At 74.2% G+C, this 24,458-nt stretch carries 24 protein-coding genes; 14 read left to right on the plus strand and 10 right to left on the minus strand.

Features of this window, described 5'->3' with window-relative positions:
* Nucleotides 1-2,262: a formate C-acetyltransferase gene (gene pflB, locus ACZ4O3_RS34435; RefSeq protein ID WP_467726068.1), complete on the plus strand. Its 2,262-nt coding sequence runs from the start codon at nucleotides 1-3 to the stop codon at nucleotides 2,260-2,262.
* Nucleotides 2,259-2,996, plus strand: coding sequence for a pyruvate formate-lyase-activating protein (gene pflA, locus ACZ4O3_RS34440; RefSeq protein ID WP_362727478.1), 738 nt, complete (start codon nucleotides 2,259-2,261; stop codon nucleotides 2,994-2,996). Before pflB ends, pflA begins: the two co-directional genes overlap by 4 nt.
* A gap of 51 nt (nucleotides 2,997-3,047) precedes the next feature.
* On the opposite strand, the gene ACZ4O3_RS34445 is transcribed toward pflA, so the two are convergent.
* A complete protein-coding gene (locus ACZ4O3_RS34445; protein WP_362727480.1) occupies nucleotides 3,048-3,731 on the minus strand; it encodes a CBS domain-containing protein in 684 nt (227 codons plus the stop codon).
* 229 nt (nucleotides 3,732-3,960) lie between these two features.
* Between ACZ4O3_RS34445 and ACZ4O3_RS34450 the strand changes: the two genes are divergently transcribed.
* On the plus strand, nucleotides 3,961-5,145 hold the full coding sequence (locus ACZ4O3_RS34450) for a site-2 protease family protein (protein WP_467726070.1): 1,185 nt from the start codon (nucleotides 3,961-3,963) through the stop codon (nucleotides 5,143-5,145).
* A gap of 20 nt (nucleotides 5,146-5,165) precedes the next feature.
* Here ACZ4O3_RS34450 and ACZ4O3_RS34455 read toward each other — a convergent pair whose 3' ends face one another.
* Complete coding sequence (locus ACZ4O3_RS34455; RefSeq protein WP_467726071.1) at nucleotides 5,166-6,071, minus strand: universal stress protein; 906 nt, start codon at nucleotides 6,069-6,071, stop codon at nucleotides 5,166-5,168.
* A 17-nt stretch (nucleotides 6,072-6,088) separates the two neighbouring features.
* A complete protein-coding gene (locus tag ACZ4O3_RS34460; RefSeq protein WP_467726073.1) occupies nucleotides 6,089-6,934 on the minus strand; it encodes a CBS domain-containing protein in 846 nt (281 codons plus the stop codon).
* A 167-nt stretch (nucleotides 6,935-7,101) separates the two neighbouring features.
* Here ACZ4O3_RS34460 and ACZ4O3_RS34465 point away from each other — a divergent pair, with 167 nt between their 5' ends.
* From ACZ4O3_RS34465 to ACZ4O3_RS34505, 9 genes are all read left to right on the plus strand, one after another.
* Nucleotides 7,102-7,539, plus strand: coding sequence for a hypothetical protein (locus tag ACZ4O3_RS34465; protein WP_467726074.1), 438 nt, complete (start codon nucleotides 7,102-7,104; stop codon nucleotides 7,537-7,539).
* Nucleotides 7,540-7,654: 115 nt separating this feature from the next.
* Nucleotides 7,655-8,587, plus strand: a complete 933-nt coding sequence (locus ACZ4O3_RS34470) for a hypothetical protein (protein WP_467726076.1) — start codon at nucleotides 7,655-7,657, stop codon at nucleotides 8,585-8,587.
* Nucleotides 8,574-9,992: a V-type ATPase 116kDa subunit family protein gene (locus tag ACZ4O3_RS34475; RefSeq protein WP_467726078.1), complete on the plus strand. Its 1,419-nt coding sequence runs from the start codon at nucleotides 8,574-8,576 to the stop codon at nucleotides 9,990-9,992. The genes ACZ4O3_RS34470 and ACZ4O3_RS34475 overlap by 14 nt, the downstream gene beginning before the upstream one ends.
* 4 nt (nucleotides 9,993-9,996) lie before the next feature.
* Nucleotides 9,997-10,413 carry an ATP synthase subunit C gene (locus tag ACZ4O3_RS34480; RefSeq protein ID WP_467726080.1) on the plus strand — a complete coding sequence of 139 codons (417 nt, stop codon included), beginning with the start codon at nucleotides 9,997-9,999 and terminating at the stop codon, nucleotides 10,411-10,413.
* Nucleotides 10,410-10,643: a V-type ATP synthase subunit F gene (locus ACZ4O3_RS34485; RefSeq protein WP_385001333.1), complete on the plus strand. Its 234-nt coding sequence runs from the start codon at nucleotides 10,410-10,412 to the stop codon at nucleotides 10,641-10,643. The genes ACZ4O3_RS34480 and ACZ4O3_RS34485 overlap by 4 nt, the downstream gene beginning before the upstream one ends.
* Nucleotides 10,640-11,149 carry a hypothetical protein gene (locus tag ACZ4O3_RS34490; RefSeq protein WP_467726082.1) on the plus strand — a complete coding sequence of 170 codons (510 nt, stop codon included), beginning with the start codon at nucleotides 10,640-10,642 and terminating at the stop codon, nucleotides 11,147-11,149. Before ACZ4O3_RS34485 ends, ACZ4O3_RS34490 begins: the two co-directional genes overlap by 4 nt.
* Nucleotides 11,146-12,867 (plus strand): V-type ATP synthase subunit A, encoded by a 1,722-nt coding sequence (locus ACZ4O3_RS34495; protein ID WP_467726084.1) that lies wholly within the window; start codon nucleotides 11,146-11,148, stop codon nucleotides 12,865-12,867. The genes ACZ4O3_RS34490 and ACZ4O3_RS34495 overlap by 4 nt, the downstream gene beginning before the upstream one ends.
* Nucleotides 12,864-14,327, plus strand: coding sequence for a V-type ATP synthase subunit B (locus ACZ4O3_RS34500; protein WP_467726086.1), 1,464 nt, complete (start codon nucleotides 12,864-12,866; stop codon nucleotides 14,325-14,327). Before ACZ4O3_RS34495 ends, ACZ4O3_RS34500 begins: the two co-directional genes overlap by 4 nt.
* Nucleotides 14,324-14,944 (plus strand): V-type ATP synthase subunit D, encoded by a 621-nt coding sequence (locus ACZ4O3_RS34505; RefSeq protein ID WP_467726087.1) that lies wholly within the window; start codon nucleotides 14,324-14,326, stop codon nucleotides 14,942-14,944. Before ACZ4O3_RS34500 ends, ACZ4O3_RS34505 begins: the two co-directional genes overlap by 4 nt.
* Before the next feature lie 67 nt (nucleotides 14,945-15,011).
* Here the strand turns inward: ACZ4O3_RS34505 and ACZ4O3_RS34510 are convergent, their stop codons facing one another.
* Both ACZ4O3_RS34510 and ACZ4O3_RS34515 read right to left on the minus strand, forming a co-directional pair.
* Nucleotides 15,012-15,416 (minus strand): Hsp20/alpha crystallin family protein, encoded by a 405-nt coding sequence (locus ACZ4O3_RS34510; RefSeq protein ID WP_385001319.1) that lies wholly within the window; start codon nucleotides 15,414-15,416, stop codon nucleotides 15,012-15,014.
* 279 nt (nucleotides 15,417-15,695) lie between these two features.
* Nucleotides 15,696-16,331 carry an Rv1733c family protein gene (locus tag ACZ4O3_RS34515; RefSeq protein WP_467726089.1) on the minus strand — a complete coding sequence of 212 codons (636 nt, stop codon included), beginning with the start codon at nucleotides 16,329-16,331 and terminating at the stop codon, nucleotides 15,696-15,698.
* Nucleotides 16,332-16,886: 555 nt separating this feature from the next.
* Here ACZ4O3_RS34515 and ACZ4O3_RS34520 point away from each other — a divergent pair.
* Together ACZ4O3_RS34520 and ACZ4O3_RS34525 are read left to right on the plus strand one after the other, a co-directional pair.
* Nucleotides 16,887-17,771, plus strand: coding sequence for a universal stress protein (locus ACZ4O3_RS34520; RefSeq protein WP_467726115.1), 885 nt, complete (start codon nucleotides 16,887-16,889; stop codon nucleotides 17,769-17,771).
* A gap of 191 nt (nucleotides 17,772-17,962) precedes the next feature.
* Nucleotides 17,963-18,637 (plus strand): CBS domain-containing protein, encoded by a 675-nt coding sequence (locus tag ACZ4O3_RS34525; protein ID WP_385001313.1) that lies wholly within the window; start codon nucleotides 17,963-17,965, stop codon nucleotides 18,635-18,637.
* Between the two features lie 20 nt (nucleotides 18,638-18,657).
* On the opposite strand, the gene ACZ4O3_RS34530 is transcribed toward ACZ4O3_RS34525, so the two are convergent.
* Genes ACZ4O3_RS34530 through acsA form a run of 5 tightly spaced genes read right to left on the minus strand, consistent with a single transcriptional unit; the run spans nucleotide 18,658 to nucleotide 24,353 of the window.
* Nucleotides 18,658-18,933 (minus strand): acyl carrier protein, encoded by a 276-nt coding sequence (locus ACZ4O3_RS34530; protein WP_385001310.1) that lies wholly within the window; start codon nucleotides 18,931-18,933, stop codon nucleotides 18,658-18,660.
* 5 nt (nucleotides 18,934-18,938) lie between these two features.
* Nucleotides 18,939-20,453, minus strand: a complete 1,515-nt coding sequence (locus tag ACZ4O3_RS34535) for a 2-oxo acid dehydrogenase subunit E2 (RefSeq protein ID WP_467726091.1) — start codon at nucleotides 20,451-20,453, stop codon at nucleotides 18,939-18,941.
* The gene (locus ACZ4O3_RS34540) at nucleotides 20,450-21,502 is read right to left on the minus strand and encodes an alpha-ketoacid dehydrogenase subunit beta (protein ID WP_467726092.1); all 1,053 of its coding nucleotides are present in this window, start codon (nucleotides 21,500-21,502) and stop codon (nucleotides 20,450-20,452) included. The genes ACZ4O3_RS34535 and ACZ4O3_RS34540 overlap by 4 nt, the downstream gene beginning before the upstream one ends.
* On the minus strand, nucleotides 21,499-22,500 hold the full coding sequence (gene pdhA / locus ACZ4O3_RS34545) for a pyruvate dehydrogenase (acetyl-transferring) E1 component subunit alpha (protein WP_467726094.1): 1,002 nt from the start codon (nucleotides 22,498-22,500) through the stop codon (nucleotides 21,499-21,501). Before pdhA ends, ACZ4O3_RS34540 begins: the two co-directional genes overlap by 4 nt.
* Nucleotides 22,497-24,353, minus strand: a complete 1,857-nt coding sequence (acsA, locus tag ACZ4O3_RS34550; protein WP_467726095.1) for an acetate--CoA ligase — start codon at nucleotides 24,351-24,353, stop codon at nucleotides 22,497-22,499. Before acsA ends, pdhA begins: the two co-directional genes overlap by 4 nt.
* Nucleotides 24,354-24,458 lie beyond the last annotated feature (105 nt).

A 24,458-nucleotide genomic window follows, 5' to 3' on the forward strand; every position in this document is an offset into this window, starting at 1 on the left:
ATGACCGCAACCACGACAGCCGGCGACCGCACGACGACGGACGCCTGGCGAAGCTTCGCAGGCACCCGCTGGCGCGAACAGATCGACGTACGCGATTTCATCCAGGCCAACTACACGCCGTACGAGGGCGGCCCGGAGTTCCTGAGCGGCCCCACCGACCGCACCCGAACGGTCTGGGCGAAGGTCAGCTCGCTCTTTCCCGAGGAGCGTCGCCGGGGCATCCTCGACGTGGACACGGCCACCCCCTCCACGATCACCTCCCACGCCCCCGGCTACATCGACCGCGACCGTGAACTGATCGTCGGCCTCCAGACCGACGCCCCCCTCAAGCGCGCGATCATGCCCAACGGCGGCCTGCGCATGGTGGAGAACGGGCTGCGCGCGTACGGCTACGAGCCCGATCCCTTCGTGACCCGCGTCTTCGGCACGTACCGCAAGACCCACAACGACGGGGTCTTCGACGCCTACACCCCCGAGATGCGTGCCGCGCGCAGGGCGGGCGTCATCACCGGCCTCCCGGACGCGTACGGACGTGGCCGGATCATCGGCGACTACCGGCGAGTCGCGCTCTACGGCACCAGTCGGCTGGTGGAGGCCAAGAAAGCCGAGCGGGCCAAGCTCGACGCCTGCGGGTCCGGCTCCGAAGTCATCCGCGACCGGGAGGAACTCGCCGAGCAGATACGGGCGCTGGGCGAACTGACCCGGATGGCGGCCGGCTACGGCTGTGACGTCTCCCGCCCCGCCACCACGGCACACGAGGCCGTGCAGTGGCTCTACCTCGGCTACCTGGCCGCCGTGAAGGAGCAGAACGGCGCCGCGATGTCGCTCGGCCGCACCTCCACCTTCCTCGACGTCTATCTCCAGCGGGACCTGGCCGACGGCGTCCTCGACGAGACGCGCGCCCAGGAGCTGATCGACGACTTCGTGATCAAGCTGCGGATCGTGCGGTTCCTGCGCACCCCCGAGTACGACGCCCTGTTCTCCGGCGACCCGACCTGGGTCACGGAGTCCATCGGCGGCATGGGCGCGGACGGCCGCACCCTGGTCACCCGCACCTCCTTCCGCTTCCTGCAGACCCTTTACAACCTCGGCCCCGCCCCCGAGCCCAACCTGACCGTCCTCTGGTCGTCCCGGCTGCCCGCCGCCTTCAAGGAGTTCTGCGCCGGGGTCTCCATCGACACCAGCGCCGTCCAGTACGAGTCCGACGAACTGATGCGCCCGCGCACCGGCGACGACACCGCGATCGCCTGCTGCGTGTCGGCGATGCAGGTCGGCCGGCAGATGCAGTTCTTCGGCGCCCGGGTCAACCTGGCCAAGGCGCTGCTGTACGCGATCAACGGCGGCCGCGACGAGATGACCGGCGAACAGATCGCCCCCTCGGCACCCCCGCTGACCGGCGAGTACCTCGACCACGAGGAACTCTCGGAGGCCTACGACCACGTCCTGGACTGGCTGGCCCGGACCTACGTCAACGCCCTCAACGTCATCCACTACATGCACGACAAGTACGCCTACGAGCGCGTCGAGATGGCCCTGCACGACTACCCGGTGCACCGCTTCATGGCGTGCGGCATCGCCGGCCTCTCGGTCGCCGCCGACAGCCTGTCCGCCGTCAAGTACGCGCGGGTGAAGGTGTTCCGGGACGCCGCCGGACTCGCCGTCGGCTTCCGGACCGAGGGCGACTTCCCGGCGTACGGCAACAACGACGACCGCGCGGACGACATCGCCGTCGGCCTGGTGGAGACCTTCATGGCGAAGGTCCGCCAGTACCCCACGTACCGCAACGCCGAACACACCCAGTCGGTCCTCACCATCACCTCCAACGTCGTCTACGGCAAGCACACCGGCGACACTCCCGACGGCCGCCTCGCCGGACAGCCCTTCGCCCCCGGTGCCAACCCGATGAACGGCCGCGACCGTCACGGCGTCGCCGCCTCGGCCCTCTCGGTGGCCAAGCTGCCGTACGAACAGGCCCGCGACGGCATCTCCCTGACCACGACCATCACGCCCGAGGGTCTGGGCCACAACCCGGCGGAGCGCGCGGGCAACCTGGTGGGCATCCTCGACGCCTACACGGCAGCCGGCGGCTTCCACATGAACGTCAACGTCCTCGACCGCACGACGCTGGAGGACGCGATGGAACACCCCGAGAAGTACCCGGACCTGACGATCCGCGTCTCCGGATACGCCGTCAACTTCGTCCGCCTGACCCGCGAGCAGCAGCTCGACGTCATCAGCCGCACCTTCCACGGATCGCTGTGAGCACCGTGCGGCGCGGCCGGATCCACTCCTGGGACCTGTCCACCGGCGTGGACGGTCCCGGGACCCGGTTCGTCCTCTTCCTCAGCGGCTGCCCGCTGCGCTGCCTGTACTGCGCCAACCCGGACACCTGGCACATGCGCGACGGGCGCGAGTCGACGGTGGACGAGGTGATGGCCGAGATCGAGAGATACCACGCCCTGGTGACCACGGCCGGCGGCGGGGTCACTCTCACCGGCGGTGAGCCCCTCCTCCAGCCGGCCTTCGCGGGCGCGGTACTGCGCCGCTGCAAGGAGGCCGGTCTGCACACCGCCCTGGACACCTCCGGCTTCCTCGGCGCCCGCGCCGACGACGAACTCCTCGCCGACACCGACCTGGTCCTGCTGGACATCAAGTCCTTCGACGTCCCCACCTACCGCGCCCTCACCGGCGGCGAACTCACGCCCACCCTGGACTTCGCGACCCGCCTCGACCGCCTCGGCGTCCCGATGTGGATCCGCTACGTCCTGGTCCCGGGCTGGACCGACACCCCGGAGCCCGTCGACGGCCTGGCCCGTTTCGTCGCCGGACTCCCCGCGGTGCAGCGGGTCGACGTCCTCCCCTTCCACAAACTGGGGGCCTCGAAGTACACGGCTCTCGGCGTTCCCTTTCCGCTGCGCGACACCCCCGTTCCGTCACCCGAACTGGTCGAGCGGGTGCTGGGGCAGTTCCGCAGGCAGGGGGTCGAGGCCTACTGACGGACCGGGCCACCGGGGAAGTGCTCCGTACCGGTGGACCGTGCCGCCCGATCAGGGCGTACCTGACCGCCCGTCGGGGGCGGGGCGGCGCGGCGGCCCGGTGAGTGCGCAGTTCACCTCGACCACACCGGGGACGGCGCGTGCGAGCCGTGCGGCGAGGGGGATCAGGGCGCTCTCGTCGACCTGCCCGGCGATGGTGACGACACCGTCGCGCACGTCCACCCGGATCGCGTCGGTGTGCGTGCCGAAGAGCCGTGCGACGACCTTGTGCCGCACCTCCCCGGCGATGTCCCGGTCCTGCCGGAGGAAGACCTTCAGCAGGTCGGCGCGGCTGACGATACCGTTCAGGGCGCCGTCGCGGCCGACGACCGGGAGTCGCTTGACCCGGTGGCGGGCCATGAGACGGGCGGCGTGGGCGAGGGTGGCGTCAGGCCGCACGGTGACGGCCGGGGTGGTCATCAGCTCGGCCGCGGACATCGCGTCCGCCTTGCGGACGTCGGCTGGGTACCGGACCCGCCCGTAGCGGCCGATGTCTCCGTCGCCGTACTCCTCCTTGGGCAGCAGGTCCGCCTCGGAGACGACGCCGACGACCGCACCGGTCTCGTCCAGCACGGGGAGGGCGCTGACCCGCCACTCGTGCATGACCTTCACGATGTCCTTGAAGACCGCGCCGGTGCGCAGGGCGACGACCTGACGGGTCATCATGTCGCTCACGACGGTCGGGGTGCCGTTCATGGCGTCCTCCAAGGGCTCTGCCGACGCGACGGGACACCTCCAGACTGCGGCTTCGGACCTTTCGGGTCTTGGGCCGAGTGGTCCCGGTCTGCTTCCCCCGCCGGCCCGCGGCCCGCGGCCGGCGGGCTCCGGGCGGGGGGGCCGAGTGTCCCCGACGAGAGCCGGTCGGCCCCTCCGGGGCCGGCCACCGCCGTCGCACGCTGTAGGTGCCGCGGGTGCGATCCGCACCGTGCGGGAGCCGGAAGGCGAGGCGAGGTTCATGGACGAGTCGCTGTCCCTCGGCCGGATCGCCGGTGTCCGGGTCGGTCTGCACTGGAGCGTCCTGGTCATCGTCGCGCTGATCACCGTGGCACTGGCGCACGGCCGGTTGCCGGCCGCCCACCCCGGTCACTCCCCGGTCGCGTACTGGGGTCTCGCCGTGCTGACCGCCGTCGTGTTCCTCCTCTCGCTGCTCGCGCACGAACTGGCGCACGCCGTGGTCGCCCGGCGCAACGGCGTCGAGGTGGAGGGCATCACGCTGTGGATGCTGGGCGGCGCGGCCCGGCTGCGGGGTGAGGCCCCGTCACCGGCCGCCGAGCTGCGGATCGCGGGTGTGGGTCCCCTCACCAGTCTGCTGGCCGGAGGTGTCCTGACCGGAGCCGCCGTGGGACTGGACGCGTTGCACGTGACCGGGCTGGTGGTCGAGGCGGTCGCGTGGCTGGGCGCGATCAACATCCTGCTGGCCGTCTTCAACGCGCTGCCCGCCGCTCCGCTGGACGGCGGCCGGCTGCTGCGGGCGTACCTGTGGCACCGCACCGGGGACCGGCTGCGCGCCACCCGGGGGGCCTCGGCGGCGGGCCGGGCGCTGGGCTGGTTCATGGTGCTGACCGGGTTCGCGGACGTGCTGTTCGCCGGGGACCTGGCCGGCCTGTGGCCCGCGCTGATCGGCTGGTTCCTCATCGCCGCCGCCACGGCCGAGTCCCGCCAGGCGCAGATCCGGGGAGTCCTGGAGGGCGTCCCCGTCCGCCGCGTCATGACGCCGGCCCCGGTCGTCGTCCCCGAGACGGTGATCCTCTCCGACTTCCTGGCCGAGGGCCCCTTCGGCCCCTACCGGCATTCGGCCTACCCGGTCCTGGCCGCGGACGGTTCGGTCACCGGCCTCCTCACCCTGCGCGGTGTGCAGACCGTGCCGGCGCAGGCGCGAACGCACACGACGGCCGGCGACGTCATGCGGCCCCTCGGCGACGTCGTGACCGCCACGTCGGACGAGCCCGTGGTCGACCTGCTGCCCCGGCTCCAGGAGAGCCCCGCGCGCCGCGCCCTCGTCGTCGACCAGGGCCGTCTCGTCGGTATCCTCACCCTCGCCGACATCACCCGGGCCCTGGCCTGGCCGGTCCCGCGGGAAGACCGGGGCGTGCCGGCTTCCCACCCGTAGCCCGTAGCCGCTGTGCCTCATCAGCCGTGCGCGACCACGGCGACCGGCGCGACCACGTGATGGAGAACGGCGTGGGTGACGTGGCCGATGTGGGTGCCGAGGGGGCTGGTGCGGATCCGGCGGCCCACGACGGCCAGGCAAGCGTCGCGGGAAGCGTCGACGAGCACCTGGGCCGCGCTGCCGCAGCGGCTCGTCTCGATCACCTCGACGCCGGGGAACTTCCGCCGCCAGGGACGCAGTGCGTCGGTCAGGGCGGTGGCCTGCCGCCGTGCGAGCGAGGCATGCAACCGCACGCCGTCGAAGCGGCGGAAGTCGCCGGGTGGCTCGGTCCAGACGTGCACGGCCCTCAGGACCGCGCCCCGGCGCGCGGCGGCGTCGAAGGCGAATCCCAGCAGCGTCCCGTCCGCGTCGCCGATGTCCAGACCGACCACCACGGGTCTGGAGGGGGCCGGGGCGGACGGGCCGTCGGCTTCGGCGGACGTTTCCCGGTCGTCCCCGGCGGCCTGTCCTTCCGCCCTGACCAGCGTCAGGGGCCGGACCGTGTGGGCGATGACGAAGAGGCTGACCGAGCCGACGAGAAACCCGCCGAGGCCGCCGAGGCCGCGTGATCCCAGGACCAGCAACTCAGCGGCGTCCGCGGCCTCGGCCAAGGCGAGGGCCGGGTCACCGGTGACCCGGTCGGCGATCACCTCCACGCCGGGGTGGCGCATGCGCAACTGCTCCGCCGCGTCCCCGGCCGGATCCCGGTGGGTCCGCTCGTGCCCGCTCTCCGCGCCGGACGGCGCCGCACGGTTCCCGGGCACCGGGGAGCGGACGTGCAGGACCTTCAGGGGCAGGGCGCGCAGGCCCGCCTCACGGGCCGCCCAGTCGGCTGCGGCGCGGCTCTGCGGCGAACCGTCGAAACCGACGGTGACCGTGCGGGACATGATGGCGGCCCCGGGGCTCAGACCGCGGTCAGGAGGTTCTTCACCTCGACCACGTCGGCGATCGCCTCGGTCTCGGCCACCAGCCGGGCCCCGGTCGCCATCGGCAGCCGGCCCGACAGTTCCACGATGCCGTCGTGCACGGTCACCGCCACCGACGTCCGGTCGCCCGGAGGGCAGACGGCCCGGATCCTGTCCTCGACCTCGGTCTGTATCCCGGAGTCGTCCCTGATCAGGGTCTGCAGGAGTGCGTCGCGGCCCACGGCGCCGACCAGCCGGCCCTCGTGGTCGGTGACCGGGATCCGCTTCAGCCGGGACAGCGAGGCGAGCCATGCGGCCTCCGCGACGGTGGCACCCGGCAGCACGGTGATCGCCGGACTGGTCATCAGGTCGGCCGCGGTCTCGCCCCGGGCCTTGTCGTGCAGCCGCCGTTCGCGCAGCCTGTCGACCGGCCGGGGACGGCGGCCGGAAGCCTCCATGGCCACCTTCGCCAGCAGGTCCGACTCGGAGACGACGCCCACCACGCGGTCCTGTGCGTCCACGACCGGCAGGGCACCGACGTGCTCGCGCGCGAGCAGCCGGGCGATCTCCCGGTACCGCAGGTCGTCGTGCAGGGAGACGGCGGGCACCTCCATCACGTCCCGGACCAACGGCGCCCCGGAGCCGGTCGCGGGTTCGGGCGGGGTCTTCGCCGGGGGAGGCGACGGCTGTCCCACCGGCTCCGCGTGTTCGGCCGCCGCGGCGGCCACGGCGCCCAGGTAGCGCACCAACATGTCCTGGCGGGTGCCCTCGCCGGGGCTCCAGGGCCGGGAAGGCAGGGAACGTCGTGCCTCGGCCCCGGTGGAGAAGTTCTCGTGCTGGTTCACTGTGGCCTCCGGAGTCATTCGGGTTGCCTACCGTTCCAGTCTCATGCTCCGCCTCCGGCCGTCCAGAGCCGAACGGCCCTGATGGAACGGCGTGAAGGCCCTATCCGGTGCGGGCGCGGACGAGGACGGTGAAACTGGAAAGCAGCCGACCGGCAGGAGGCCGGGACATGAGCCTGCGGGACTTCCTGGAACGGTTCCGCCCGACCGGGACACCGGGGGCGGCCGTCAGCGGCGTGCCCCCCGACCGGGGAGCGGAACGCGCGGCCGAGCTGGCCCCCGCCCTGGCCCGGCTGACGGCCGTACAGCAGGAGGCCGCCCGGATCCGGGCGGCCGGGGAAGAGGCCGCGGAGACGATCCGGCGTGAGGCCGGACGAGAGGCCGCGGGCATCGTGGCGGCCGCCCGGGAGCAGGCTCCGGAGGCACGGCGTCAGGCTGCCGAACCGTTCGTACGGGACGCGCTGCGGGAGGCCGAGGCCGTTCGCGCCGCCGGGGACCTGGCCGCCGACGCGGTGCGGGAGCGAGGACGGGCCGGGCTGCCCGCCCTGGTGGAGGGCGCGGTGGCCCAGACGCTGCGGTCGGTCACGTCTTGGGGCGCGGCGCCGTGAGCGCCCGGTGCACGGCCCGGGCGGCTCGGGTGCGCGGCCGAGCAGGCCGGCCTTCCCGGCCGGGAGGCACGGTGCCGAAGGCACCGCGGCCGGTGCTCTGGACGGACGCGGCACCATGAGCGCCGGGTGGGTGGCCGGAGCGGTCCGGGCGCGGGCCATGGCCGACCGGTATCCGGGTGCCGCCGGGGCGCGGGAGATCGCGGTGTGCCCGTCGCTCGACGAGGCGCTGCGAAGGCTGGCCGGGACACCGTACGTCAGGTACACGAGAGAGACGGCCGGGCTGGCCGGGGCCCAGCACGCGGTGGCCGCGACGCTGCTGTGGCATCTGAGGGTACTGGCGGGCTGGCTGCCGCGGGGCGGGGCCCGGCTGCTCGTGCCCCTCGTCTCGGGATTCGAGGTCGCCAACGTCGTCGCCCGGCTGGCCCCGCCGAACGGACCCGGCAGCGGTCCGGCGGGGCCGCCGTACCGGCTCGGAGCGCTGGAGACGGCCTGGCGGCGCCTCGCCGAGACCGGTACCCCGGCCGAACTGCGTGCCGCGCTCGCCGCGTCCGCATGGGGTGATCCAGGGGGCGACACGCCGTGGGCGATGGTCACGGGCATGCGGATGGCCGCCGTGCGGCGCACCGCCCTCACCGTCCCGCAGGCGCGGAAGTGGGCCGTCGCACGCGCGGCCCTGCTGACGGCGCGTGAACTGTTCGTGCACGCCCGCTCTCTGCCGGAGCCGGTCCGGCGGGACGCGGCCCGGCTGCTCGGGGGACGTGCACCGGACGCCGCCTCGTACCGGGAGTTCCGCGAGGGACTTCCCGGTTCGGCCCGGCGGCTGCTGGCGGACGTCGAGGAGCCGGCCGGACTGTGGCGCGCGGAGGCCCGCTGGTGGCGCGTGGTGCGGGACGACGGAGTGGCTCTGCTGCGCGACGGCAGACCCGGGCCCGGCGTCGTCGTCGGCGCGGTCGCGCTGCTCTCCGTGGACGCCTGGCGGATGCGGGCCGCCCTGGAGTCAGCGGCCCGCGGCGGCTCGCTGGGGGAGGCGTTCGATGCCCTGGCCTGAGGCGATGACACCGGTCCGGATGCGGCGCGTGGCGGTGGTCGTGCCGCGCGCGGCGCTGCGGGACGCGCTGGTGCGGATCGCCGAGGCGGGCTGTGTGGAACTGGACCGCGCGGAGGAGACGGTCCCGGGCCCCGCGGCACTGCGGCTGAGGCGGCTGGCGGGCCGCGGCGCCCCGCGGAAGGTGGGCAGGACCGCCGCCCTGGCCGTCGCCGCACCCGACCTGGACCGTCTCGAGGACCGGCGGGAGACGGGCCTGCTGGCCGGGGAGGCCGAACTGGAGGAACGCGCGGAGGGCGCCGTGCGGCAGGGCGAGGTGTCGGCGCTCGCCGGGTGGTGCCCGGCGGCCGAAGTGCCCCGGGTGACCGAGCGGCTCGCGGCGGCGGGCGGCGCGCTGCTGGTGCTGCCGGCTCCGCGCGGCACCGATCCCCCGACGCTGCTGCGCAGCACCGGGGAGGTCTCGTTCACGCCTCTTGTGACGACGTACGGCACTCCGTCGTACGCGGACCTCGACCCGTCCTGGCCGGCGGGTCTCGCCTACGTCGCGATGTTCGGGCTCATGTTCGGCGACGTCGGGCACGGGGCCATGCTCCTGCTCGGCGCGCTGGCCCTGCGCTTCGGGCGGCCCCGGCGGCTCGCCCCGCTGCAACGTCTCTGGCCGTTCTTCGCCGGCGCCGGGCTCGCCGCCATGCTCGCGGGCGCCGCCTACGGCGAGTTCTTCGGGCCGACCGGCCTGCTGCCGGTGCTGTGGCTGGCGCCCCTGCGGAGCCCGGCCCGGCTGCTGGCGGCCGCGGTGGTGACCGGGGCCGCGCTGCTGGCCCTCGCGCACGCCGCGGGCGCGGTGAACCGGGTGCGTGAGGGCGGCTGGGCCGCGGGGCTGTACGCGGCGTCCGGCGTGGCCGGGCTGCTGTTCTACCTGGGGCTCGCGTCGGCGGCCGCGGGACTCGTCCTGCACGTGGTGCCGGCCGCCCTGGCCGGAGCGGCGCTCGCCTGCGCCGGGCTGGCGCTGGTGGCGCTGGGGCTGTTCCGGGCCACCGCGGGCGGCGGCGCCGGCCTCGCGGAGACGGGGGTGCGGCTCTTCGACGTCGTCGTACGCACCGGCACCAACACCTTGTCCTTCGCCCGGCTCGCGGCCTTCGGCCTCACCCACGCCGCGCTCGCCGACCTGGTGTGGCGCGGTACCACGGGCCTGGCGGGCCGCGGTCCGGCCTGGTGGGCCGGTGCCGCCCTGCTGTTCGCGGTCGGCACGGCCCTCTCCTTCGGCCTGGAGGCCCTGGTGGCCGGGGTGCAGGCCCTGAGGCTGGAGTTCTACGAGATCTTCTCCCGGCTCTTCGAGACCGAGGGCCGTCCGTTCCGTCCCTGGCACGTCCCTCCGGCGGAACCCGCCGACGTGCTCCTGCGAAGGTGATCACATGCTCGCCTGGCTGATCGTGCTGCCGGTCCTGGTGGCGGTGCTCGGTGCCGCACGGCTGCTTCGGCGGCGCCGGACCAGACACGCCTTCCGCTGGCTCCTGGCGACGAACCTGGTCCTGCTGGCGGGCGCCGGTGCCGTCCTGGCCACCGCGCTCTCGGGCCCGGCCCAGGCCTCCGCGCAGGCCGCGGCCGGGGGCTCCGGCACCAACGGCTCCGCCCTGATCGGGGCGGCCGTCGCGGTGGCCGGAGCCTCGATCGGCGCCGCCATCGCGGTCGCCTACACGGGAGCCGCCGCCCTCGCCGCGCTGAGCGAGCGCCCGGAGATGTTCGGCCGGGCCATGGTGATCGTCGGGCTGGCGGAGGGCATCGCGGTGTACGGGCTGGTGGTCGCGATCCTGCTGATCGGAAAGGCATGACCATGGGAACGGTGGCCGCCATCGGTGCCGGGACGAGTGTGGGCGGTCTGGCCCTGGCCGGGGTCGAGGTGCTGGCGGCGGAGTGTCCCGACGAGGTGCGGCGCGCCTGGCGGGAACTCCCCGGCTCCGTCACCCTGGTGATCCTGACCGCGGCTGCCGCCGACACACTCGGAGCCGAGGCCACGGAGCCGGATCAGGCGCGGCCGCTGACGGTGGTGATGCCCCGATGACGGCCACCGTGGACGAACTGGACCCGGTCCGTGCCGAACTGCTGCGGGCCGCCCGTGCGGACGCCGAGGCCGCCGTGGCGCGGGCGCGTGCGGACGCGGCACAGACCCTGCGTGCCGCGCACGCCGACGCCGGGCGGGTACTGGCCCAGGCGCGGGAGCAGGGCGCCGGGGACGGACAGGCCGAGGCCGCCCGGGAGCGGGTGCGTGCCGCCGAGGACGCCTGGAACCGGGAACTGGCGGCCCGCGCCGAGGTCTACGCGGACCTGGGGGCCGCGGTCCGTTGCGGCGTACGGCGGGCGCTGGCCGAGGGAGCCGTCCCGCCCGGCCGGCTCGCCCGGACCGCCCGCGGGCTGCTGGGCGAGAACGCGCTGATCACGGCCCCACCGGGCGGCGGTGTTGTCGCCGAGGTGCCCGGACGCCGTCTCGACCTCTGCGCGGACACCCTCGCCGACCGTGCCCTGGAACAGCTGGGGGCCCGGATCGAGAGGCTGTGGGGCGAGCCATGACCGTCGCGTCCGCACGAATCCTGCGGGTCGCCGGGCCGCTGGTGGAGATGGCGTGCCCGGCCTCCGTGGCCATGCAGGACCTGGTGCTGCTGGGAGCCGCCCGGCTGCCGGGCGAGGTGGTCGCGGTCCGGGGAGACACGGCCACCGTCCAGGCGTACGAGTACACGGGCGGCCTGGCGCCGGGGCACCCCGCCGAACCGCAGGGCCACCCGTTGTCGGTGCGGCTGGGCCCGGGCCTGCTCGGAGGTGTCTTCGACGGCCTGCTGCGGCCGCTGTCCGGAGCCGGCGACCTGCTGCCGGCCGGCGGACCCCGGACCATCGCGGACCGGCGCACCTGGCCGTACACGCCGAAGGCCGCCGACGGAACGCGGGTGGCGGCCGGTGACACCCTCGGCGAGGTCACCGCGGCCGTGCCGCTGCGGCTGCTGGTGCCGCCCGGCCTTTCGGGCGCGGTCGGCGCCGTCGCGGCGGCGGGCGAGTACGCCGCCGACGCCGTGCTCGCCACGGTGGGCGGGCACGAGGTGCGCATGGCACAGACCTGGCCGGTGCGCAGACCGCGCCCGGTCGCGGAGCGGCTGCCCGCCGTGCTGCCCCTGCACACCGGGCAGCGCGCCGTCGACCTGCTCTTCCCGGTGGCCCGGGGGAGCACCGTCGCCGTCCCCGGCGGCTTCGGGACCGGCAAGACCATGCTGCTCCAGCAGATCGCCAAGTGGTGCGACGCCGACGTCATCGTCTACGTCGGCTGCGGTGAGCGCGGCAACGAGATGGCCGACGTCATCGAGGAACTGGCGGAGCTGTCCGACCCGCGCACCGGGGGCCGGCTGTCGGAGCGCACGGTGACGATCGCGAACACCTCCAACATGCCGATGATGGCGCGGGAGGCGAGCGTGCACACGGGGGCCACGGTCGCCGAGTACTTCCGCGACATGGGCCTCGACGTCGTCGTCATCGCCGACTCGACGTCCCGCTGGGCGGAGGCGCTGCGGGAGTTCGCGTCGCGGATGGGCGAACTCCCCGCCGAGGAGGGCTATCCGGCCGGGCTCGCCTCGCAACTGGCGGCGTTCTACGAACGGGCCGCGGCCGTGCGCACGCTCGGCGGCGCCACCGGGTCGGTCACGGTACTCGGTGCGGTCTCCCCGCCGGGCGGAGACCGCACCGAGCCGGTGACCGCCCACAGCGAACGGTTCGTACGGTGCCTGTGGAGCCTGGACCGCGACCTCGCCTACGCCCGCCACTACCCGGCCGTCTCCTGGACGGACTCCTTCTCCCGGGACGCCCCGGCCCTGGCCGCGGCCCACGCGAGGGCCGGGGACCCGGACTGGGCGGACCGACGGGCCCGGGTGGCGCGGCTGCTCGCCGAGGCGGACCGGCTGGCCGACCTGGTCGAACTGGTGGGCATCACGGCCCTGCCCCCACGCGAGCGGATCAGCGTGCTCGCCGGACGGCTGCTGCGCGAGTCCGTGATCCAGCAGAACGCGCTGTCCGGGGCCGACGCCTACAGCGCGCCCGAGAAGACGGCGGCGCTGGTGGCGGCCGCCCTGACGGTGGTCGACCGCTGCCTGGACCTGGTGGACTCCGGCACCACCGCGGACGCCGTCGAGGCGGTCGACTTCACCCCGTTGCTGCGCGCCCGCGAGGCTGCCGGACCGGCGGAGACCGCGCCGGTGGCGGCCGCCCGCGACACGGTGCTGGCCGGGCTGGCGGAGGCGGCGGCATGAGCGGGCCCGCGGACCGGGCCGGCGCCGAGGCTCCCGCGGACGCCGCCGCCCCCGTCCCTCCCGTGGACCCGGTAGCCCCGGTGGCCATCGAGTACACCGCGGTACGGGAGCTGCGTGGCCCGCTGGTGGTCCTGGAGGGGGTGCGCGGGGTCGGCTGGGACGAGTCCGCCACCATCACCCTCGACTCGGGTGAACGACGGCACGGCCTGGTGCTGGAGGCGGACCGGGACCTCGCCGTGGTGCAGGTCCTGGAGGACACCGCCGGCATGGACCGCGGCGGCACCCGCGTCGCCTTCTCCGGCTCCCCCCTGCGCATCCCCGTCGGCTCCGGGTGGCTGGGCCGGGTGTGCAACGGGCGGGGCGAACCGGCCGACGGCGGACCGCCGGTGCTGGGCGCCACCTGGGCGGCGGTGGGCGGTGCCCCGATCAACCCGGTGCGCCGGGAGCCCCCGAACGAGGCGGTCCTGACCGGCGTCACCGCCGTGGACGTCCTCACCACACTGGTACGCGGCCAGAAGCTCCCGGTGTTCTCCGCGGCAGGGCTGCCGCACCTGGAACTCGCGGTGCAGATCGCGGCGCAGGCGGTCTGCGGCGGCGAGGCGTTCGCCGTGGTCTTCGCGGGCATGGGGCTCACCCACGCCGACGCCGCGTTCGTCCGCGCCGGCCTGGCGGAGCGCTCGGCCGCCCGGGAGCTGGTCCTGCTCCTCAACACCGCCGACGACCCGGTCATCGAACGGCTGCTGACCCCACGGCTCGCCCTGACGATCGCCGAGGACCTGGCGTTCACCGGGGGCCGGCACGTCCTGGTGGTGATGACGGACATGACGGCCTACGCCGAGGCGCTGCGCGAGGTGTCGGCCGCGCGTGGCGAGATCCCGGCCCGCCGGGCCTACCCGGGCTACCTCTACAGCGATCTCGCCTCCCTCTACGAGCGCTGCGGCCGGATCAGGGGCCGCCCCGGATCGGTGACCGTCCTGCCGGTGCTCACCATGCCGGCGGGCGACATCACCCACCCGGTCCCCGACCTGACCGGCTACATCACGGAGGGCCAGATCGTGCTCTCCGCCGAGGTGCACGCGGCCGGTGTGTACCCGCCCGTCGACCCGCTGGCCTCGCTGTCCAGGCTGATGCGGCACGGCGCCGGGAGGGGGCGGACCCGCGCCGACCACCCGGACGTGGCCGCGCAGCTGCTCGCCGCGCTGGCCCGGGCGCGGCAGGTGCGGGAGCTCGCGGACCTGATCGGCCGGCCCGCGCTCAGTCCCGTCGACCTGCGCCACCTGGACCTCGACGACGCCTTCGAGCAGCGGTTCCTCGCCCAGGCCACGGACGAGAACCGCACGCTGGACGACTCCCTGGACCGCGCCTGGGACGTCCTGCTGACGCTTCCGCGCAGTCAGCTCGGCATGATCCCGGCGGAGCTGCTCGACGCCCACCACGCCCCGCACGAGGGGCCGCGGTGAGCGGGCACGGCGGCAGGGTGCCGCCGGGCCGGGCGGGTCGGCTGCGGTTGCGCCGCAGCCTCGCCACCGCGCTGCGCGGAGCGGAACTGCTCGAACGCAAACTCCGGCTGCTGCTCGACCGGGAGCGGGTGGCACGCCGCGCGGCGGAGGAGGCCGGGGAGGTGTGGCGGCAGCGCCTTGCCGAGGCGGACACCTGGCTGGTGCGCGGAGTACTGCTCGGCGGTGAGGCGGCGCTGGCCGAGGCGGTTCCGGCGGACCGTGCCCGGGTCGACGTCGGATGGGCCGCGCTCATGGGCGTACAGCATCCCTCGACCGTCTCCTGGACGGATCCCGTGCGCTCACCCGGGGAGCCGAGCCCGCCCGGCACCGCGCTCACCCACGCCGGGACGGCGTACCGCGCGGCGGTCCGGGCCGCCGCCGAGCACGCCGCCCACCAGGCCGCCGCGGACCTGCTCGCCGCCGAGGCGGTACGCACCCGGCAGCGGGTCCGCGCCCTGCACCGGCACTGGATCCCCCGGCTGCGAGACGAACTCGCGGCGGTGGAACTGGCCCTGGAGGAGGCCGAGCACGAAGAGGCGGTACGACGGCGCTGGGCCGCCGCACGCGGCTCAGGCTGACCGGGAACCGGGACGCACGGGACGGCGGGCCCGCCCGGGGCCCGCCGGAAAGGGGGAACGCGTCCCGTCAGCCACCGTGGTGGATCGCGATGTGCCTGGCCTCCGCTTTCTCGGCACCCAGGCCCACGCTGACGGTCAGCATGCCGTCGGTGTAGTCGGCCTTGATGTCGTCCTCGTTCGCGCCGGACGGCAGGGCCACGCTACGGCTCATCGCGCCGTACCGGAACTCGCTGTGGCTCTTGTCGATGTCCCGTTCGGTGCGTTCGGCCTCGACCGTCAGCACTCCGTCGTTGATGACGACGTCGATGTCCTCGGCGTCCATGCCGGGGAGTTCGGCACGCATCACATAGCGGCCGTCCTCCGTGTAGTCCTCGATCCGGACCGCGGGCACGGTCAGCTTGCTGGGAAAGGTCTCGAACCAGTCCGGGATCTCCGGGAACGGGAACTTCTGCCTGCGTGTCAGTGTGGCCATCGTCCTGCCTCCTCAGCGGTCGTCGTGTCTGCCGACCCCTCCAGTCCACCTCGCCGATCCCGCCCCGGCTGGGGCCGAACAGCCCAGGTAAAGGTCCCGGAAGTCCCTGTTTCGCCCGTCGTTCGCGCTCGGACCGGCAGGCTCGGGACCACCGCATCCCGCGGCGTTCGCCCATCCGATGCCACTGCCACCGGTCCGCACGAAGCGGCCACGGCGCTGGCCCCCCTCCGGGACGGCGCGCGGGACAGGGCCGCCCTCCGTCCCTTCCCCCGACCGAGCTCAGAGTCCGTAGCGCGTCACCCAGTCGGGCTCCACGCGCTCCCACGCACGCGCCCACTGGGCGAGACGGCGGCGGTCGAAGCTCCTGTCGAGGGCCCACCGCACGCCGAAGGCGGCGGTCACGCCGGCGAACACGGTCGCGCATCCCATGGCCACACCGGCGGTCGCCGGGAAGTCCCGGTCCGGGGGCGGCGCGGCGACATCTCCTCGCGCGTCCAGCCACACGGTCGCGTGGGCTCCGCGCTGGAGCCAGGCCCGCACCGGCACGACGCCCGTGTGGCCGCCGTTCCGGTCGCTCCAGCGCACCAGCGCGTGGAAGCCGGACTGCGCTCCGGCGCGGTCGTCGCTCGACCGCGCCGGCGTCAGCAGGGTCGCCGTCACCGGGTGCAGTCGCGCCAGCCCCGTGTGCCTCACCAGCGTGAAATGGCCGTACACGGCCTGTCCGACACCCCCGGCCAGGAGCGGCACCGCCATCAGGGCGACGACCGCCAGGAGGACCCGGAGCCGGCGTTCCAGACGGTCGACCGGCCGTTCCAGCGTGCTCGGGCCGGCATCGCCTGCCCGCCCTCCCCGCCCGCCGGGCGGGCCCGGCGGGCGGGGAGGGCGCCGGTAACCGGGAAGACGCGGTGTCCACATGGCACGACCCTCCGCCGCGGATTCGTCGTAGGTCCCACAGTCCTCCGCCGTGGCGCCGGCGAGCAGGGGCCACACGGTCCACGCGAGAGCCGTTCGACCCCATCGGACGGGGCATCTGGGGAGGGATGCTGGACCGTGTCGCCGACCGTCCTGGCCGCGCGACCGACTCGACCCGTCGGAGCGGGCGGTTGCGTGACACGGCAGGGCGCGCGGGGACGGTTCTGCGGACGGACGGAGAGACGATGAGCGAGCGGACTCGTGATGCCCGGCGTGCCCCGCGTGCCCGCTGTGGCGCCCGGCTGCCGTCGACGGGGACGGCTCGGTCGCGGGCTGTGGGCCCGGTGGCCGCTTCTGTCCGCCGGGGTGGGAAGGAACACGACAACGACTGGGTGCTGCTGACCGGCGGGACGTGGCGCCATGTCGAGACGATCCGGGTGCGGAGTCTGTTCGGCTGAACACGGCGGCCGCAGGACCGCCGGTGTGTCGCGGCGGGCCGTGGGCGGTGCGACGGTGTTCACAGAGTCTCGGGAACTGCACGAGAAGGCGGTGACGGCGATGGAACTCCCCGTGGTCGTGGGTGTCGACGGGTCGGACTCCAGCCTCGTGGCGGTGGACTGGGCGGTGGACGAGGCGGCCCGGCACGGGCTTCCGCTGCGTCTGGTCCACGCCTCCCTGTGGGAGAGATACGAGAGGACCCTGCCGTCCTTCGGCACCGACAGGCCGACCGAGAAGGCGATGGCGGAGCACATCATCTCCTCCTGCGTGGAGCGTGCCCGGGTGCGCGACGCGGAGGTCAAGGCGTCTGCGGAGGTACTGCCCGAGGACGCCGTGACGGCGCTGCTGCGGACTGGGCCGGATGCGTTCGCGCTGGTCGTGGGCTGCCGGGGACGCGGGCAGGTGGCCGGCATGCTGCTGGGGTCCGTGGGCCTCGCGGTGGCCGCGCGTGCCGTCTGCCCGGTCGTCGTGGTCCGCGGAGAGGAGCGGGACCGCGAGGGTGCCCCCGGCGGCGGCGGCGGCGTCGTGGTGGCGGTCGGTGACAATGCCGAGGAGACCGGCGCCCTGCGCTTCGCCCTGCATGAGGCCGATGCGCGCGGCTGCGCCCTGACGGCCGTGCGGGCGTGGCGGATCCCGTCCCAGGAACCGGTGGACCACATGCTGATCGCCGACGACGCCGCGCGGCTGCGCGAAGAACGGGCAACGGTCGCGCTCGGCGAGGCGATTCAGAGGGCCGCAGGGGAGTACCCGGGGGTCGATGTGCGCCGTCAGATCGTCGAGGGCCCCGCGCATCGCGTCCTGCTGGAAGCGGCGGCCGGTGCCGACCTGATCGTCGTCGGAGCCCGGCGCCGGCACGGCCACTTCGGGCTCCAGCTCGGCAGAGTCGCGCACACCCTGTTGCACCATTCGCCGTGCCCGGTGGCCGTCGTGCCCGGCCTGGGATGAGGCCGACACGGTCAGGGACCGCTTCCTCGCCGGGCTCTCGACGACGGGCCGGTCGTGGTGGTGAGTTCGCACGACCGTCGTCCGCTCCGCAGAATGGTGCTGTACCAGACCTGCCACGCGGGACCCGCTGCCGGCACGGGTGAAGAGCGCCGCCGGCCGCGAGGCGGGCGGCTCGTATCCGGGAGGTATCAATGCACCACCGAACGGTCGAGGAACTCATGACGCGGCCCGTCGTCCAGGCACGGCGGGACACCCCGTTCAAGGAGCTGGTCCGGCTGCTGGCGGAGAACGACGTCACCGCCCTGCCCGTGGTGGACGACCTGGGGCGCCCCATGGGGGTGGTGTCCGAGGCCGATCTGCTGCGCAAGAGCGCCGATCAGGCCGACCCGTCGGGCAGGACCCCCGTCCCGCATCTGGAAGCCTGGGAACGTGCGAAGGCGGAGGGAGCCCGGGCCGAGGAACTCATGTCGGCTCCCGCGGTGTGCGCGCGTCCGGACTGGAGTGTGGTGGAGGCGGCCCGCCTCATGGAGATCCAGCACGTCAAACGGCTGCCCGTGGTCGACGAGGCGGACCGGCTGCTGGGCATCGTCAGCCGCGGTGATCTGCTGCGGGTCTTCCTGCGCGGTGACGAGGCCATCCGTGAGGAGATCACCAGGGACGTGCTGCACCGCACACTGGGGCTCGAACCGGCGGACGTGGCCGTGGAGGTGCGTGACGGGCGGGTCGAACTCAGCGGCACAGTGGAGTACCGGAGCCTGGTTCCCGTCGTGGAACAGCTGTGCCGTGGCGTGGACGGCGTGGTGTCGGTCACCGGACACGTGGCCTGGCGGAGGGACGACGCCCGGGCCGCTTCCTCTGGTTCCTGAGGGGACGTCCTACGCGGGCCTCACGGTGCGGAACCTGCCACGTCCCCCGATCTGCCGACCAGGAACCGGGTGGCATCCGCCAGCGTGGTGAGTTCCGGATAGTCGTCCTCCTCGATACGGACGCCCGTGCGTTCGGCCAGCAGCTCCACCAGGCTGAGGAAGTCGAGCGAGTCGAGTTCGAGCACGTCACGGAACCTGTCGTCCGGCCGGACCAGGGTGAAGTCGGCGTCGGGGACGATCCGCGTGATCGACTCCTTGACCACTGCCGTGGCCTCCGCGTCGGTCAGGGGCTTCACAGCACTCACAGCTCCTCCGGTTGTTGCAGCAGTCGGTCGACCGCCGTGAGGTAGCGCGCTCCCACGGCGCCGTCCGTGGCCCGGTGGTCGGCGGCCAGGGTCGCGGTCACCACCGGGCGCACGCCGAGCATGCCGTCGGCCGCCCAGGGCCGTTCGACGACCGCGCCGAATCCGACCAGGGCCACCTGGGGCGGATGGATGACGCCGTACACGCACTCCACACCCTGGTCGCCGAGGCTGGTGACGGTGAGCGTGGCGCCGGACATCTCGCTGCCGCGCAGCCTTCCCCGGCGGGTTCGCTCGACGAGGTCCTTGAGACGGCGCATGAGGGCGTCGGGCGCAAGGGCGTCGGCGTCGCGGATCACCGGTGCGAGCAGCCCGCCCTGCCGAAGCGAGACCGCGACGCCCAGGTTGACCTCGGACGCGGGGACCAGCCCGTCGTCCTGCCAGTAGCCGTTGACGCTCGGCACCTCGCGCGCGGCCAGCGCGGCGGCCCTGAGCAGCAGGGCCGCGGGCACCAGCCGGTCGGCGGGCGTACGGCCTCGGTTGACCCGCCGCAGCCAGTCCGCAGCGGCGGTGAGGTCGACGGTGGTGGACAGGTAGTAGTGCGGGATCTCCCGCTTGGAGCGGCTCATGAGCTCGGCGATCACCCGGCGCATCGCGTCCCTACGCTGTTCCGGGCGGTCCGCGGCGGCTGCGGCCACGGGCGCGCGCTGTCCGCCGTTGCGCCGGGGCCGCTCCCGCTCGTCTTCCCCGGCGTGGGCACGCACGTCGGCCGCACGCACGGCCCCGCCGTCCCCGCTGCCCCGCACGTCCGCCAGGTCGACGTGGAGGTCGTGGGCGAGCCGTCGCGCGTACGGCGTCGACCGCACCCTCGGGGGGCGGGGCGACGGGGCGCGTGCCACGTCGGCGCGGGTGATCCGTCCGCCGGGGCCGGTGCCGTGCAGTGTCGTCAGGTCGATGCCCCGCAGCTCGGCCAGGTGCCTGACCAGCGGTCCGGCGCCGAGAGCCGGGGTGGCCGCGGCGGGTTCGGACGGCGGGGGCTGTGCGGGTCGGGCCGTCGTGGGTACGGGCTGCGTGGCCTGCTTCTTCTGGCTGTGCACCGGCTTGCGCACCGGCTCGCGGCGGGACTTCGGGCGTTCGTGCGGTGTGACGGCCGGTTTTCGTCCGGTCGGCGCGCCTACGGGCGCCTTTCGCGTCGTCGGCTCGGCGGCCGTGGGCCGGACCGCCGTGGCTGCGACCGTCGTCGGAGGCGCGGGGCCGCCCGCCCGCGTCCCCGCCCCGGCCGAGCCCTCGATCACCGCGAGCGCGGTCCCCACCGGCACCCGGGTGCCCGCCGGGACAAGGAGCCGTCCCACGGTCCCCGACTCGAAGCACTCGACCTCGACAGCCGCCTTGTCGGTCTCCACGACCGCCACGACATCGCCTTTGCGTACCTGGTCGCCGGGGGCCACGAGCCACTCCTGGAGGACTCCCTCGTCCATGTCCGCGCCGAGTGAGGGCATGGTGAAGTCGGTCATCGGTCCGGCCCTCCGGTGGCCGGCGCGGGCTCGCCGACAGTGCGCCGGGCGGCCGCCACGATCTTGTCGGGCTGGGGGAGCGCGGCCGCCTCCAGCCGGCGCGCGTACGGCATCGGCACCTCTGCGCTGCACACCCGTTCGACGGGGGCGTCGAGGTCGTAGAAATGCTGTTCGGTGAGGCGGGCGGAGATCTCGGCGGCGAGGCTGCCGGTGCGCCAGCCCTCGTCGACGACCACGGCCCGGTGGGTGCGGGCGACCGAGTCGCCGACCGTGGCGTCGTCCAGCGGGCGCAGGGTGCGCAGGTCGACGACCTCGGCACTGATGCCGCCGCTCGCGAGGTCGTCGGCGGCGGCCAGTGCTTTGGGCAGCGAGCCGCCGTAGGTGATCAGGGAGACGTCCGTGCCGGGCCGGCGGACGGCCGCGTGGTCGAGGTCGACGGGGCCCGCGTCGGCGGGCAGCTCGCCGGAGACGTTGTACAGGCTGCCGTGCTCGAAGACCAGCACGGGGTCGGGGTCGGCGAGCGCGGGCGCCAGCATGTGGCGGGCGTCGGTGAGGGTGGCCGGGGCCAGGACCCGCAGGCCGGGGATGTGCGCGTACCATCCCTCCAGGCTGTGCGAGTGCTGGGCCGCGAGCTGGCGGCCCGCACCGGTGGTCATCCGGATCACGATCGGGACCGGCAGTTGGCCGCCCGACATGTGCAGCAGGGTCGCCGCGTTGTTGAGGATCTGGTCCATGGCGAGCAGGCTGAAGTTGACCGTCATGATCTCCACGACCGGCCGCAGCCCCGCGAGGGCCGCGCCGATGCCGGCGCCGACGAACGCGGATTCCGAGAGCGGGGCGTCCCGGATCCGGTCGGGCCCGAACTCCTCCAGCAGACCGAGGCTGACGCCGAAGCAGCCACCGTACCGGCCCACGTCCTCGCCCATCAGGAACACCCGGTCGTCGGTGCGCAGCGCTTCGCGCAGCGCTTCGCGCAGCGCCTCCCGGTAGGTCGTCCTCAGGTCGGAGGAGACGGCGGACTTCGGGGTACGGGTGCGGGTCGCGGTCATGGCGGGCTCGCCTCCACCGGGCTGGTGACGTACTTCAGCAGATCCTCGACGGACTCCTCGGGCGCCTGCTCGGCTGCCTCCACGGCCGCGTCGATCTCGGCGGTCAGGCGGTCCTCCAGGTCGGTGCGGGCCTTGTCAGACAGTTCCTTCGCCTCCCGCAGCCGCCGGGCGAAGCCCTCGACCGGATCGCGTTCCTTCCAGTGTTCGATCTCGGCCTTGTCGCGATAGCGGTCGGAGTCGTACATGGAGTGGGCGCGGAAGCGGTACGTGCGCATCTCCAGGAAGTGCGGTCCGCCGCCGCCGCGTACCCCTTCGGCGGCCCGCAGGGTGGCGTCCTCGACGGCGAGGACGTCCATGCCGTCGACGGCCCAGGAGGCCATGCCGTATCCGGCGGCCCGCAGCGCGAGGTCGGTCTGGGCCTGGTGCCGGGCCAGCGCCGTGCCCATCGCGTACAGGTTGTTCTCGCAGACAAGCAGCAGGGGCAGTCCCCAGAGCGCGGCGAGGTTGGCGGTCTCGTGGAACTCTCCCTCGGCGAAGGCGCCGTCGCCGAAGAAACAGCAGGTGATCCGGGCCCGGCCGGTCATACGGTCGGCCAGGGCGAGGCCGGCCGCGAGCGGCAGTCCGCCGCCGACGATGGCGTTGCCGCCGTAGAAGCGGCGGCCGGCGTCGAAGAGGTGCATCGAGCCGCCACGCCCATGGCTGCAGCCGGTCGCCTTGCCGAACATCTCCGCCATGATCGCCTCGGTCGGCACCCCGCGGGCCAGCGCGTGGCCGTGCTCGCGGTAGGTCGACACGACCGCGTCGTCGTCCGTGAGCGCCTCGTTGACGCCGACGGCCACGGCCTCCTCACCGATGTACAGGTGCATGAAGCCCCGGATGCGCGCCGCGCTGTACAGCTCCACGCAGCGTTCCTCGAAGCGGCGGACGCGCAGCATCGACCCCAGCAGGGCCAGCCGGTGCGCGGCCTGACGGTCGGGCCGGGTGCGGGTGGTGCTCATGCGGACCGCTCCGTTCTCTGCGTGGGCCGCTGTGGGGTCTCCTGCGGGACGGAGGCGCCGTGGGCGGAGTCCTCCAGGGTGGAGACGTCACCCTCGGGCAGGCCGAGTTCACGGGCCCGCAGCAGGCGGCGCATCACCTTGCCGCTGCGGGTGTGCGGCAGGTGCTGGTCGAAGGCGATCTCGCGGGGCGCGACCGCCGGGCCCAGCCGGCGGCGGGAGAAGGCCAGCAGGTCCTGTTGCATGGCCGTGGTCGGGTCGCAGCCGGGGCGCAGTGCGACGAATGCCTTGACGATGTTCCCGGCGACGGGGTCGGGCCGGCCGATGACCCCGGCCTCGGCGACCGCCGGATGCTCCATCAGGGCGCTCTCGACCTCGAACGGCCCGATGAGATGGCCCGCCGACTTGATGACGTCGTCGGCGCGTCCAACGAACCAGTACCAGCCGTCCGCGTCGCGCCGCACCAGGTCGCCGGTCAGATACCAGCCGTCCGCGAAGGCCGCCGCGGTGCGCCGCTCGTCATGCAGATATCCCCGGAACATGGACGGCCAGCCGGGCCGCAACGCCAGCTCGCCCTCCACGCCGGGCTCCACCAGCACGGTGACGCGCCCGTCCGTCACCTCGGCCCGGCCGTCCTGGCCGCGCCGCAGTACGGCCGCCTCCACGCCCGGCAGCGGACGTCCCATCGAGCCGGGGCGGATGTCGCAGGCGGCGAAGTTGGCGATCATGATGGCGCCGGTCTCGGTCTGCCACCAGTTGTCGTGCACCGGCAGCCCGAGCACGTCCCGCCCCCACAGTACGGCCTCAGGGTTGAGGGGCTCGCCGACCGAGGCGATGAACCGCAGCGCGCTCAGGTCGAACGAGCGGGGCAGGTCGTACGGCCCGGTCCGGGGTGTCGTCCGCATCAGCATGCGCAGTGCCGTCGGCGCCGTGTACCAGACGTTCACCCGCTGCTCGGCGAGGATCCGGTACCAGCGGCGGGCGTCGTACTCGCCCTCGTCCACGACGACCGTCACCCCGTGCATGAGCGGGGCGACGATCCCGTAGGACATACCCGTGACCCAGCCGGGGTCGGCGGTGCACCAGTACACGTCGTCCGGATGCAGGTCGAGGGCGTACCGCGCGGTCACGTAGTGCGCGACGGCGGCCTCGTGCACGTGCACCGCGCCCTTCGGGGTGCCCGTGGTGCCGCTGGTGAAGTGCAGCAGGGCCATGTCGTCCGGGGAGGTGGGCGCGATGACGAAGGTGTCGTCCGCGTCGGCCATGAGGGCGTCGAAGGAGAGCGTGCCGTCCGCGGTGTCCGCGCCGCCCCCGACGATCAGCACGTGGCGCAGACCGGGCAGGGCGTCGCGCTGGCCCGAGACCTTCCTGCGGTACAGCTCCGCCGTGGTGACCAGGACCCGGGCATCGCTCAGCCGCAGCCGCTGCGCGACCGGGTCCGGACCGAAGGCGGAGAACAGCGGGCACACGACGCTGGAGTTCTTCAGCGTCCCCAGGACCACCGTGTACAGCTCGGGACACCGCCCGAGCAGCGTGACCACCCGCTCGCCCCGACCGGTCCCGAGCCGTCGCAGCACATGGGCGAACCGGGCCGTGGCACGGGCCAGTTCCCCGTAGGTCACGCACGTCACGGAGTCGTCCCGGCCGACACAGCGCAGCGCGACCGCCGCCGCGCGTTCCGTCGCCGCGTGCCGGTCCACGGCCTCGTAAGCGATGTTCAGCCCTCGTCCGCCGGGCAGCCCACGCAGTGCGTCCCGCGCCCGCGACCACGAGAAGCCCGCGCACTCCGCCTCGTAGTCGAGCAGGTTGGGGGCGGCCCGGGGCGGTGTGTCCTTCCGGACGGTCTCCCCGCGCATGCGGCCCCTCCTTCCTTCGGGCCTCCTTCGATCATCCGTCCGGCCGCCCTCTCCCGCACCGGGGGGACAACCGGGCTCTCGGGTGGTTCCCCGACAGCCTCGCGG

The organism is Streptomyces sp. NPDC026515 (assembly GCF_055567595.1).